The sequence below is a fragment of the Stenotrophomonas sp. C3(2023) genome (assembly GCF_032911385.1).
In the GTDB taxonomy this organism is placed as follows: Bacteria; Pseudomonadota; Gammaproteobacteria; order Xanthomonadales; family Xanthomonadaceae; genus Stenotrophomonas.
Genome location: NZ_JAWJLO010000001.1, coordinates 2,646,738 through 2,658,949 on the forward strand (window position 1 = coordinate 2,646,738; position 12,212 = coordinate 2,658,949).

13 protein-coding genes are annotated in these 12,212 nt (G+C 66.6%); 8 read left to right on the forward strand and 5 right to left on the reverse strand.

All coding sequences use genetic code 11. From position 1 onward, the window contains the following. The coding region (locus RZA67_RS11775) for a hypothetical protein (RefSeq protein ID WP_317212928.1) at positions 1-264 on the forward strand (264 nt) is incomplete at its 5' end. A gap of 51 nt (positions 265-315) precedes the next feature. Here the strand turns inward: RZA67_RS11775 and RZA67_RS11780 are convergent. Next, the gene (locus tag RZA67_RS11780) at positions 316-1,458 is read right to left on the reverse strand and encodes a PilT/PilU family type 4a pilus ATPase (protein WP_317212929.1); all 1,143 of its coding nucleotides are present in this window, start codon (positions 1,456-1,458) and stop codon (positions 316-318) included. A 43-nt stretch (positions 1,459-1,501) separates the two neighbouring features. Further along, positions 1,502-2,539 carry a type IV pilus twitching motility protein PilT gene (locus RZA67_RS11785; protein ID WP_317212930.1) on the reverse strand — a complete coding sequence of 346 codons (1,038 nt, stop codon included), beginning with the start codon at positions 2,537-2,539 and terminating at the stop codon, positions 1,502-1,504. 92 nt (positions 2,540-2,631) lie between these two features. On the opposite strand from RZA67_RS11785, the gene RZA67_RS11790 reads away from it, so the two are divergent. Continuing rightward, positions 2,632-3,309 carry a YggS family pyridoxal phosphate-dependent enzyme gene (locus RZA67_RS11790; protein WP_317212931.1) on the forward strand — a complete coding sequence of 226 codons (678 nt, stop codon included), beginning with the start codon at positions 2,632-2,634 and terminating at the stop codon, positions 3,307-3,309. Between the two features lie 16 nt (positions 3,310-3,325). Next, complete coding sequence (gene proC / locus RZA67_RS11795) at positions 3,326-4,147, forward strand: pyrroline-5-carboxylate reductase (RefSeq protein ID WP_317212932.1); 822 nt, start codon at positions 3,326-3,328, stop codon at positions 4,145-4,147. A gap of 46 nt (positions 4,148-4,193) precedes the next feature. Here proC and RZA67_RS11800 read toward each other — a convergent pair whose 3' ends face one another. After that, positions 4,194-4,532, reverse strand: a complete 339-nt coding sequence (locus RZA67_RS11800; protein ID WP_317212933.1) for a Rieske 2Fe-2S domain-containing protein — start codon at positions 4,530-4,532, stop codon at positions 4,194-4,196. 178 nt (positions 4,533-4,710) lie between these two features. On the opposite strand from RZA67_RS11800, the gene RZA67_RS11805 reads away from it, so the two are divergent. The 5 genes from RZA67_RS11805 to RZA67_RS11825 all read left to right on the forward strand — a co-directional run bounded on the left by RZA67_RS11805 (position 4,711) and on the right by RZA67_RS11825 (position 9,496). Beyond that, positions 4,711-4,995, forward strand: coding sequence for a hypothetical protein (locus RZA67_RS11805; protein WP_317212934.1), 285 nt, complete (start codon positions 4,711-4,713; stop codon positions 4,993-4,995). A 54-nt stretch (positions 4,996-5,049) separates the two neighbouring features. Continuing rightward, a complete protein-coding gene (locus RZA67_RS11810; protein ID WP_317212935.1) occupies positions 5,050-5,766 on the forward strand; it encodes a fumarylacetoacetate hydrolase family protein in 717 nt (238 codons plus the stop codon). A 51-nt stretch (positions 5,767-5,817) separates the two neighbouring features. Then, complete coding sequence (gene mscL / locus RZA67_RS11815) at positions 5,818-6,222, forward strand: large-conductance mechanosensitive channel protein MscL (protein WP_317212936.1); 405 nt, start codon at positions 5,818-5,820, stop codon at positions 6,220-6,222. Between the two features lie 205 nt (positions 6,223-6,427). Continuing rightward, a complete protein-coding gene (locus RZA67_RS11820; protein WP_317212937.1) occupies positions 6,428-7,849 on the forward strand; it encodes a M28 family peptidase in 1,422 nt (473 codons plus the stop codon). 321 nt (positions 7,850-8,170) lie between these two features. Next, positions 8,171-9,496: a YcaO-like family protein gene (locus RZA67_RS11825; protein WP_317212938.1), complete on the forward strand. Its 1,326-nt coding sequence runs from the start codon at positions 8,171-8,173 to the stop codon at positions 9,494-9,496. Between the two features lie 183 nt (positions 9,497-9,679). Here RZA67_RS11825 and RZA67_RS11830 read toward each other — a convergent pair whose 3' ends face one another. Together RZA67_RS11830 and RZA67_RS11835 are read right to left on the reverse strand one after the other, a co-directional pair. Beyond that, positions 9,680-10,519: a TrmH family RNA methyltransferase gene (locus RZA67_RS11830; protein WP_317212939.1), complete on the reverse strand. Its 840-nt coding sequence runs from the start codon at positions 10,517-10,519 to the stop codon at positions 9,680-9,682. Further along, positions 10,520-12,028 carry an alanine/glycine:cation symporter family protein gene (locus RZA67_RS11835; RefSeq protein ID WP_317212940.1) on the reverse strand — a complete coding sequence of 503 codons (1,509 nt, stop codon included), beginning with the start codon at positions 12,026-12,028 and terminating at the stop codon, positions 10,520-10,522. Positions 12,029-12,212 lie beyond the last annotated feature (184 nt).

The following is a 12,212-nucleotide window of genomic DNA, read 5'->3' on the forward strand; positions in this document are numbered from 1 at the left end:
CACCGCGCGCAGCGCGGCAAGGACCACCGCGATCTGTCCGTAGAGCAGCCGACCGTGGGGTCGGCTCTACATCTCACCGCGCCTGGGGTAGAGCCGACCCGATGGTCGGCTCACCGCGCGCAGCGCGGCAAGGACCACCGCGATCTGTCCGTAGAGCAGCCGACCGTGGGGTCGGCTCTACATCTCACCGCGCCTGACGTAGAGCCGACCCGATGGTCGGCTCACCGCGCGCAGCGCGGCAAGGACCCCGCGATCTGTCCGTAGAGCAGCCGATCGTGAATCGGCTTCACCACGGCAGCGCAGGCTGGCCGGTGTTTACCTCAGTTCGGAGATCTCCACGCCGTCCAGCCCCTGCGACAGCGTGCGGGCGTCGCCGCCCTGGCTGAGCTTGATGCGCAGGCGCACTTCGTTCTGCGAGTCGGCGTGGCGCAACGCATCGTCGTAACTGATGTCACCGGCCTGGTACAGCTCGAACAGGCTCTGGTCGAAGGTCTTCATGCCCAGTTGCACGGAGTCCTTCATCACTTCCTTGAGCCTGTGGATCTCGCCGTCACGGATGTAGTCCTGCACCAGCGGCGTGCCCAGCAGAATCTCCATGGCCACCTTGCGCGAGCGACCGTCCGGTGACGGCACCAGCTGCTGGGCGACCACGCCCTTGAGGTTGAGCGACAGGTCCATCAGCAGCTGGTTGCGACGGTCTTCCGGGAAGAAGTTGATGATGCGGTCCATCGCCTGGTTGGCATTGTTGGCATGCAGCGTGCACAGCACCAGGTGGCCGGTCTCGGCAAAGGCGATGGCGTGATCCATGCCTTCGCGGGTGCGCACTTCGCCGATCATGATCACGTCCGGCGCTTGGCGCAGCGTGTTCTTCAGCGCTGCTTCCCAGCTGTCGGTGTCGATGCCGACCTCGCGCTGGGTGATGATGCAGCCCTCATGCTTGTGCACGAACTCGATCGGATCCTCGATGGTGATGATGTGGCCGGTCGAGTTCTGGTTGCGGTAGCCGATCATCGCCGCCAGCGAGGTGGACTTGCCGGTGCCGGTCGCACCGACGAACAGGATGATGCCGCGCTTGGTCATCGCCAGCGTCTTGACGATCGGCGGCAGGCTCAGCTCGTCGACGGTGGGGATGCGGGTCTCGATCCGGCGCAGCACCATGCCGACCTGGTTGCGCTGGTAGAAGCAGCTCACACGGAAGCGCCCCACGCCGGACAGACCGATGGCGAAGTTGCACTCGTGGGTTTTCTCGAACTCCTCGCGCTGGGCCGGCGTCATCACGTTCAGCACCAGGTCGCGGCTCTGCTGCGGCGTGAGCGGCGTCTGGGTGATCGGTGAGATCCTGCCGTTGACCTTGATCGCCGGTGGCATGCCGGCGGTGATGAACAGGTCCGAGGCGCGCTGGTGCGCCATCAGCTTGAGGAACGAAGTGAAATCGATGGTCGTGGCGGTGGTGTTCACGGCAGGCTCCAGAAGGCGGACAGGCAGGGCGGCGCAGCCGCGCTTACTCGAACAGACGCTTGTCCTTGGCGTACTCGCGCGCCTGGTTGCGGGTGATCAGACTGCGCTTGACCAGGTCCTGCAGATGCTGGTCCAGGGTCATCATGCCCATCTGCTGCCCGGTCTGGATGGCCGAATACATCTGCGCCACCTTGTCCTCGCGGATGAGATTGCGGATGGCCGGGGTGCCCACCATGATCTCCCACGCAGCGGTACGTCCACCGCCAACCTTCTTCAGCAGCGCCTGCGAAATCACCGCGCGCAGCGACTCGGACAGCATCGAGCGCACCATCGGCTTTTCGCCAGCCGGGAACACGTCGATGATGCGGTCGATGGTCTTGGCCGCCGAGCTGGTATGCAGCGTGCCGAACACCAGGTGGCCGGTCTCGGCCGCCGTCAGCGCCAGGCGGATGGTTTCCAGGTCGCGCAGTTCGCCCACCAGGATGATGTCCGGGTCTTCGCGCAGCGCCGAGCGCAGCGCCTCGTTGAAACCGTGCGTGTCGCGGTGCACTTCGCGCTGGTTGATCAGGCATTTCTGCGAGGTATGCACGAACTCGATCGGATCCTCGACGGTGAGGATGTGGCCGTATTCGTTCTTGTTGATGAAGTCGATCATCGCCGCCAGCGTGGTCGACTTGCCCGAACCGGTCGGCCCGGTCACCAGGATCAGCCCCTGCGGCTGCTGGATCATCTCGCGGAAAATCGGCGGGCAGGCCAGGTCTTCCAGGCTCAGCACCTCCGACGGAATGGTGCGGAACACCGCGCCGGCGCCGCGGTTCTGGTTGAACGCGTTGACACGGAAGCGCGCCAGCGAGGGAATCTCGAAGGAGAAATCGACCTCCAGGAACTCTTCGTAATCACGACGCTGCTTGTCCGACATGATGTCGTACACCAGCGCATGGACCTGCTTGTGGTCCAGCGCCGGGATGTTGATGCGGCGTACATCACCGTCGACGCGGATCATCGGCGGCAGCCCTGCGGACAGATGCAGGTCCGAGGCTTTGTTCTTGACGGAAAACGCCAGCAGTTCGGCGATATCCATGAGCGCTACTCCCCAATAACGGCGTGGACTGGAAGGATCTTTCCCCTGTCGGGCAGTATAGAGGCTGTCATGCACTTCGGAACGCTGTCACCGTGCCCAGCCCCCTTCCCGAGATTCTGCGCACCCTGCACCACGCAGCATTGGCTGCCGGGCGGCCCGACCCTTCCCTCTTGGCCGTATCCAAAACCCAACCGGCCGCTGCGGTGGCCGCGCTGGCCGCGCAGGGGCAGCGCGCGTTCGGGGAGAACTACGTGCAGGAGGCACTGACCAAGATCGAGCAGCTGCAGACGCTGGACCTGGAATGGCACCTGATCGGCCACCTGCAGTCGAACAAGGCCGAGCAGGTGGCGCGGCACTTCCAGTGGGTGCAGAGCGTGGACCGGCCCAGGCTGGTCACGGCGCTGGCCCGGGCCCGCCCCGCGCACCTGCCGCCCCTGCAGGTGCTGATCCAGGTCAACATCGACGATGAGTCGAGCAAACATGGCTGCGCGCCGAGCGAGGTCGATGCCCTGGCAACCGCCGTCGCCGCCGAGCCGCGGCTGCAGCTGCGTGGACTGATGGCGATCCCCGCGCCCTGGCCGGACCCGGCCCGCCGCCGCCAGGCATTCGTGCGCATGCGCGACCTGCTGCAGCCACTGAGCGCCGCCCATCCGCACGCGGACACGCTGTCGATGGGCATGAGCGGCGACTACGCCGAGGCGATTGCCGAGGGTGCCACCATGGTGCGCATCGGCACTGCCCTGTTTGGCGCGCGGGCGCGCCCCGCCTGATTCTGCGGAGAACACGATGGCACCTGACTCAATCACTTTCATCGGCGGCGGCAACATGGCCCGCAGCCTGATCGCCGGCCTGGTCCGGCAAGGCGTGGCGCCGACCCGCATCCACGTCGCCGAGCCGGTGGACGCACTGCGCACACAGCTGGCAGCCGATTTCGGGGTCAGCGTCCACGCACGCGCCGAAGAGGCTGCCGCACAGGGCGAGACCTGGCTGCTGGCGGTGAAGCCGCAGGTGCTGCGCGATGTCTGCCAGACGCTGCAGCCGCTGGCGCACGCGCAGTCGCCGCTGGTGGTGTCCATCGCCGCCGGCATCACCAGCACGCAGCTGCAGCGTTGGCTCGGCGGCGCACTGCCGGTGGTCCGCGCCATGCCCAACACCCCTGCCCTGCTCGGTGCCGGGGTTACCGGACTGTACGCCACCGCAGAGGTGGACGCTGGCCAGCGCGCGCGCACCGATCAGGTGCTGGGCAGCGCCGGCCGCACCGTGTGGGTGGACGAGGAGGCGCTGATGGATTCAGTGACGGCAGTGTCCGGCAGCGGCCCGGCCTATGTGTTTCTGCTGGCCGAAGCGATGGAGGCTGCAGGGATCGGCCAAGGCCTGCCGGCCGAAGCGGCCCGCACCCTGGTGGTGCAGACCCTGCTGGGCGCTGCACGCATGCTCGACGAAGCCGACGAAGCACCGGCCGCGCTGCGGCGCCGGGTCACTTCGCCCAACGGCACCACGCAGGCGGCAATCGAAGCATTCCAGGCCGGTGGCTTCGAAAGACTGGTGGAGACCGCGCTGCGCGCGGCGCAGCAGCGCGGCAAGGCCTTGTCGGCCACTAATGACTGACCGCCGCTTCTGCTGACCGACCCTGCAGGCTGCGCAGCGGTGCGCGTCATGGGGCCAGCTGCACCTGGCCATCGCGGATCTGCAGCGCCACCGCACGCAGATGGTCGCCCTTGCACGGCCCGGCCACGCACTCGCCACTGTCCAGTGCAAAGGATGCACCGTGCGCGGCGCAGACCAGATGCCCTTCCCGGCTCTTGAGGAACTGCCCCGGCGCCCAGTCCAGCCGCCGGCCGGCGTGCGGACAGATGTTCAGATACCCACGCACCTGTTCACCGACGCGGTGCAGCACCAAGGACTCGGCGTCACCGTCGATCACGACCTCCACCTCGGTGAAGCCACCGTCGGGCACGGCATCCAGGGCGATAAGCGACACAGGCTGATTCATTGCACTCTCCATAAGGGCAGGCCGCCAGTGTCGCATGCCTGTCCACATGACCGGCTGCGACATGAATACAAGTCATTGATCTGTAAGAGTGAGCTGACACGTTTAACGACTTTTTCACTCGCCGGACGAGCAAGGCCCCGATACTCGAACGCGCTGATCCCAGCCAAGACGAGCCCTTATGTTCAATCGCTCCTTCCATTTCAACCAGTTCCGCAACCTGTTCGCGCCGCGCAAGCCGCGCCACCCGTTGGTGCGTCTGGCGGTCGGACTGTTGGGCCTGGCAATTCTCGCGGCCATGGTCTTCATCGGCGTTTTCGTGGGTGCCGCGATGATTCTGGGCGGTCTGGCCTGGAAGCTGCTGGCGGCGCGCAAGGGCGGCCAGAACGGGCGCCACGGCGACCCGCGTGTGGTTGATGCCGAGTACCAGGTCGTCCGCCGCCCGCAGCTGCCCCTGTCGCGCTGACGAACCGCGCTGTTCCGAACTAGACTGCGGGGGACCTTGTGACAGGACCCCCGCATGACCGGAACAGCCGATGTAATCCCCGCCCTCCCCACCCCGCGCATCCCGGTCGTCGGTGGCGGCAGTTTCCCTGTACACCGCATCTATTGCGTCGGACGCAACTTTGCCGACCATGCGCGGGAAATGGGCGCGGCGGTGCCCGACGTCGCTGACCGTGGTCGCCCGATGTTCTTCACCAAGCCCGCCGACGCGATCGTGGTCGGCCACGATGACCAGATTCCCTATCCCCAGGCGACCCACGACCTGCACCATGAAGTCGAGCTGGTGGTCGCCCTGGGCGTGGATGCACCCGCAGGGGTGCTGCCGGTTGAACGAGCTCAGGCACTGGTCTACGGCTACGCGGTGGGGCTGGACCTGACCCGGCGCGACCTGCAGGCGGCGGCCAAACAGAAAGGGCACCCGTGGGACACCGCCAAGGGCTTTGATGCCTCTGCTCCGATCAGTGAAATCGTGCACGCCGGTGAAGTCGGTGACCTTGCCGCCTTGAACCTGTCGCTGGAAGTCAATGGCGAGGTGCGCCAGCAGGCGCTGCTGGACCAGATGATCTGGAACGTGCCGGAGATCCTGCACGAGCTGTCGCGTCTGTGGCAGCTGCGCGCCGGCGATCTGGTGTTCATGGGCACGCCATCGGGCGTGGCCGCGCTCAAGCCCGGCGACCGCTTCAGCGCGCGGCTGGAAAACGTCGGTGAGCGCCACGGCGTCATCGCCGGATGACATCGGCTGCGTTAGGCTGCGTCGTCCCTTACCCGCTTGCAGGAGACCTCGATGGGGTTCATTACTGAGTTCAAGGAGTTCGCCACGCGCGGCAACGTGATCGACCTGGCCGTGGGTGTGGTCATTGGTGCCGCGTTCGGCAAGATCGTCACCGCGCTGGTGGAAAAGATCATCATGCCGCCGCTGGGCTGGCTGATCGGCCAGGTGGACTTCTCCGACCTGGCCTGGACGCTGGCGCCTGCACGGGTGGCCGCCGACGGCACGGAAATCCCGGCGGTCGTGATCGGCTACGGCGATTTCATCAACACCATCATCCAGTTCGTGATCGTGGCCTTTGCGATCTTCCTTGTGATCAAGGCCATCAATCGCCTGTCGCGCAAGAAGGAAGCGGCGCCGAAGGGGCCGAGCGAAGAAGTGCTGCTGCTGCGCGAGATCCGCGACAACCTGCAGAAGTAAGCGCAAGGGCCGGTGGCGTCGGGTGCATGGCTGGCCGGCGCCACCACGGAGGCGGAGCGGGGCCATGCCTCGCCAGGGCGCAGCCGCGGATCGGCTTTGCGCGATGTGGCCGGATGCGGTTTTCGGTCCGCGCATGACCTCGGGCCCATGCGCGGCGTGACAGCGCTGCTACAGTCTGTCGCCTACGCCACTGCTGGAGTCGTCAATGCGTCGCCGCATCCTTGCCCTCGCCTCTTCCCTCGCCCTGCTGGCGTCCCCTGCGTTCGCCGCACCGCGCGCCACCACGCTGCCGCCGGCCTCGCTGGCTACGGCAGCCCAGCTGCGCGATCAGGCACTGGCGGACGATACCGGCTGGAAGGTGGTCGAATCGCTGACCACCGAGATCGGTCCTCGCATTGCCGGCAGCGAGGCCGACGCACGCGCGGTGGCCTGGGCCGAGGCGAAGTTCAAGACGCTGGGGTTTGACCGGGTCTGGAAGGAACCGGTCACCTTCCCGAAATGGGAGCGTCGCAGTGAGCAGGCCAAGGTCACCGGCGCCCACGCTCAGCCACTGCACATCACCGCGCTGGGCGGCAGCCCCGGCGGCAGTGTGGAGGCCCAGGTGGTCCGTTTTGCCGACCTGGCCGCGCTGCAGGCCGCCCCGGAGGGTTCACTGCAGGGCAAGATCGCCTTCGTTGATTACCAGATGCTGCCGTTCCGCGATGGCCGCGATTACGGCCGGGGCGGCGCGATCCGCAGCAAGGGTCCGTCCGAGGCCATCCGCAAGGGCGCAGTCGGCTTCCTGATGCGATCAGCCGGGACCGACTCCCACCGCGTACCGCACACCGGCATCACCCGCTACGACGACGGCCTCACCCCGGTGCCGTCGGCCGCGTTGTCGGTGCCCGATGCCGAGCAGCTGGCGCGGCTGGTCGCCCGCGGCGCCACCACGGTCAAACTGACGTTGGACTGTGGCTGGGACGGCACGGCCAGCTCCTATAACGTCATTGGTGAAATTACCGGGCGCAGCCTGCCGCGCGAGGTGGTGGTCATCGGCGGCCACCTCGATTCCTGGGATCTGGGCACCGGCGCGGTCGACGATGCCGCAGGCGTGGGTATCACGATGGCAGCCGGTCACCTGATCGGCCAGTTGCGCCAGGCACCCAAGCGCACGATCCGTGTGGTGGCCTTCGCCAACGAGGAGCAGGGGCTCTTTGGCGGCAAGGCCTACGCCGAGGCGCATGGAAAAGACGTCGTGCTGCATCAACTGGCGGCCGAGAGCGATTTCGGCGCCGGTCGCATCTATGCCTTCAACACCGGTTCGCCCGACCCGGCCGGCTCCCGCCAGGCCACCGCGCAGATCGCCGAAGCGCTCAAGCCGCTGGGTATTGAGTACGCGCCGGACAAGGGTGGCCCTGGCCCGGATATCGGGCCGCTTGCCGCCAAGGGCGGTGCATGGGCGTGGCTGGCGCAGGACGGCACCGACTACTTCGACCTGCACCACACCGCCGACGACACACTGGACAAGATCGACCCGGCCGCACTGGCGCAGAACGTAGCCGCCTATACGGTGTTCGCCTACCTGGCAGCGGAGGCCGACGGCGGCTTCGGCAGCCAGGCCAAGGCCACCGTGCCCCCGGCCGAGTAACGTCGGCAATCTACCGGGCGCCGCCTTCGCCAGAGCGCAAGGCGCCCGACGGGTAGTTGACCGAGGTCAAATCTCAAGTATCCCTACAGCCAGCTCGGGTGTCCGCGCTGGCTTTTTTGTCACCCGCCGTGCCACTTCGCGACGCCCGTCGCAGGCCGCTGACGCCGACATTGCGCAATGGGGGATTAACCGTTCCGCCGCGCGCTGCCTGCGACAGCCCTGTTGGACCACATTCGCTCTGCCCGGAACAGCTTGGCTGCCTGTTCCCGAGATGCCCGCAAGGGCACCTTCAGCAGCCGCGAAGTCCACAGGAGTACTTGAATGAACGCACGTAGCCTGCCCAAGACCTCGACCGTCCTGGCCGACGTCGACCTGCTCGAATGCGAAGTGTCCTGCAGCACCGCGATCACCGCTGCCACCCAGCTGCTGTCGATGCTGGGGCTGGAGACCCACACGCAGAATCTGCATCTGGACGCGCAATGCGTCTGCTGCACGACGGTTGAGTCCAATCCCGCCCTTGGGCGCGCCTTCACCGCCGTGGGAATCGCCGCCGACGATGCGCAGGCCCAGCGCTGCGCGCTGCACACCGCCATCGCGCAGTGGGCATCGGCCGCGTTTGCCCGCACCCTGCCGGTCTCATCGATGCGGGCCGAAGAGCTGGCCCGGAGCCCCGGCTTTGCCCAGACCTTCCCGGACCTGATGCCTCTGCTCAGCGCACAGGCGGACCGCTGCCTGGCCACCGTCGAATTCTGCCAGCCCCATGGCACCGGTACCCTCCGCGTACCGCTCGCATTGATCAACACCTGCTATCTGGAGGCAATCGAACAGGGCAAGCCGATGCCTGGCGTCGAGGACAACTTCGACTATGGTCAGATGCGCCGGTTCCACGTCCCCACCGGCCCGATGACCGGGGCCAGCCGCGACGAGGCGCTGGTGCAGGGCCTGCTGTACGCACACGAACAGATGTGTGCCAGCGAGTTCCAGACCCAGGGCGTCCAGCAGCGCACACCCGGCTTCATCCGCCGCGTCATGGAAGACCAGCTGCCGTCGCAGACCTGTACGCTGCTGCGCACTGCGGCCGAACAGCACGGCTGCCGCGTGTACCTGCTGGACATCGACTGCGGGCATGAGATGCCGACCCTGCTGGCCTATGTCGATCACGTCGAAGCCAACAGGCGCTGTCTGGCGATCGGTACCGGCTTCACCATCGAACATGCGGCCAGCCGCGCGCTGCGCAGCGTGATCCAGCAGGCCCAGCTGCCGGGCAAGCGTGGTAGCACCCCGGCTCAGCCGCTGCACGTACCGTCGGCCTGTGAAATCCCGTTGAGCGTTGAAAGCCGTGAGTACCTGCATACACTCATCGGCACCGGCCAGTGCCCGACCGTGGCGAGCGATGTACGCAGCGTCTGCGTCGCTGCAACCCTGGAAGGACGCGTGGCCACGCTGCTGGAGTGCTTCAAGCGCAGCGGTGTGACGCCGTGGTGCCTGCCCTACTCGCTCGGCACGACCGGCCCGATGGCCTGCGTGCAGATCATGCTGGCCCCGTTCCAGACCAGCTACCTCCTGCAGCACGGGATGCCGGTGATGACGTCCGTAGGCGGCCGTGACAAGGCCGCCAACCAGTCGCCCTCGGCTCGTCCCGGCTGATTAAAGAGCCCGGCCGGAACGCGGCCGGGCTGCCGGAAAGGGTCATCCCACGCGGTGCACCCCATGCAGTTGCATGACGGCCAAAAAACCAACGCTGCGGAGTGCATCTGCGGCGATGGCTGGGACTACTGTGGCGCTGCGCACCGGCGCAGCGCCATCAGAAGACCTGCAATCTGCAGGTTTTCAATGCCGGTGCAGTCGCGCCCACTGGGCCAGCAACACGGCGGTGGCGGACGCCACATTGAGGCTTTCCACGGCGCCCGTGCCTGCAATGGATACCTGCAGATCGCATTGCGCGGCCAGGCCGCGGTCCATGCCTTCGCTTTCGGCGCCCATCACATACACCAGCCGCTGCGGCAACGCCGCGTTGAAGACGTCATCTCCTCCACTGACCAGGGTCGCGGCCAGGCCGAACCCGGCACTGCGCAGCTGCTGCAACGCCTGCGAAGAGGGCGGCAGACGCACCAGCGGCACCGCTTCGGCGCCCCCTTCAGCCACACGGGCAGCAGCACCGGAAATGGCCAGGCTGCTGGCGTCGGGCAGCAGCAGTGCGCCAACGCCGAAATGCGCCGCCGAGCGCAGGATGGCGCCGAGGTTGTGCGGGTTGCCAACGCCATCGAGCCACAGCGCCAGGACCGGCCCCTGCGGCAACTGCTGCAGCCACGCGTCCAGTGCCAGCACCGGCGCACGCTGCACGTCGGCCACCACGCCCTCGTGATGGGTGGTGCCGGCCAGTTTGTTGAGGTCACCGTCTTCCACGACCCGGTAGCCCACCCGGTTGGCCACGCACCACTTCAGCACCGGCTGCAGGCGCGGGATACGCGCCTCCAGCAGATAGAGCTTGCGCAGCGCGTCGGGGCGTGCGGCGAAGGCAGCCAGTACCGCATTGAGGCCGAACAGCCGCAGCTCATCGCCGCCGCGCCCGCCGCCACCCGGGGCCGCTGCCGGTGCCGCCGGACGCGTCACCGGCGTGGCACGCGGGGGACGGGCCGACGGTCGACGGTTGTTCCAGGGGTTGTTCACTTACTGCATCTCCTGCTTGCGCTGCCGCCAGAAATCGGCGTTCTTGATCCCCAGGGCATCCGGGTCGAACACCGGGTCCAGCCCCATCTGCTTCTGCCGCTCGTAATCGCGCAGGGCCAGCATCGCCGGCTTCTGGATGATCAGGATGGCGATGATGTTCAACCAGGCCATCAGACCTACACCGATGTCGCCCAGGGCCCACGCCAGGGTGGCGTTGTTGAAGGCACCGAACACGACCATGCCGATGATGCCCAGACGCAGCACCAGCACGGTCAGCGGGCGATGCTTGTTCTGGTTGACGTAGGTCAGGTTGGTCTCGGCCATGTAGTAATAGGCCATGATCGTGGTGAAGGCGAAGAAGAAGATCGCGATGGCCACGAACGATGCGCCCCAACCCGGCAACACGGCTTCCACGCCGGCCTGCGCATAGCCGGCACCTTCAGGAATGCCGGCCAGTCCCTGGAACACCGGGGCGGCACCGGCCACCGGCGAGTACACGTTGTAGGTGCCGCTGGCCAGGATCAGGAAGGCGGTGGCGGTACACACCATCATGGTGTCGAAATAGATGGCAAACGCCTGCACGTAGCCCTGCTTGGCCGGGTGCGACACCTCCGAAGCGGCGGCAGCATGCGGCCCCGAACCCTGCCCGGCTTCGTTGGCATAGATGCCGCGCTTGATGCCCCATTCCACGGCCAGACCCATCATCGCGCCGAAGGCGGCGTGGGTGCCGAAGGCACTGTCGAAGATCAGACGGAACATGTCCGGCACGCGGTCATAGTTGACCACCATGATCACGATGGCCATCAGGATGAAGGCGGCCGCCATGAACGGCACCACGATCTCGGCGAAGGTGGCGATGCGCTTGACGCCGCCGAAGATCACCACGCCCAGCAGCAGGGCCACCACGATGCCGATGCCCAGCTTCAGGCCCTGTACCGCGTCCATGCCGAACATCTGGCCGTCCATCGGGCCGCACAGCGCGCTGCCGCGGCAAGCGTTGATGATGCTGTCAGCGATGGCATTGGCCTGCACGCCCGGCATCAGGAATCCGGCCGCCACGATGGTGGCCAGGGCAAACGCCATGGCATACCACTTCAGGCCCATGGCCTTTTCAATGTAATAGGCCGGGCCACCGCGATAGCGGCCTTCGGCGTCCTTGGTCTTGTAGATCTGCGCCAGGGTGCATTCCACGTAGGAGGTGGAGGCGCCGAAGAAGCCCATCACCCACATCCAGAAGATGGCTCCGGGGCCGCCGAAGGCGATGGCGGTGGCCACACCGGCGATGTTGCCGATACCCATGCGGCCGGCCATCGACATGGCCAGCGCCTGGAACGAGGAGACACCGGCGTCGGACTTTTCGCCCTTGACGGTGAGGCGGCACATCTCGAGGAAACCGCGGATCTGCATGAACCGGGTACGCAGGCTGAAGAACAGGCCTGCACCGAGACACACGGCGATCAACGCCTTGCTCCAGATGATGCTGTTGATGAAATGTACGGTTGCTTCCACGCGCGCTCTCTCCAGTCGGCGGGTTGGTCGGACGTCCCGTCGGCTGAGGGGAACCGCTCGATTCTCCACCAACTCGGCCGCGCGCGATACCCGTAAATGCCCGCTCCGCAAGCATCTGCAATGATTTTCAATGTCGGCGGGGTATGGTGCGGACGCACCGTCCCGCCCCCGACCTTGCTCGGCG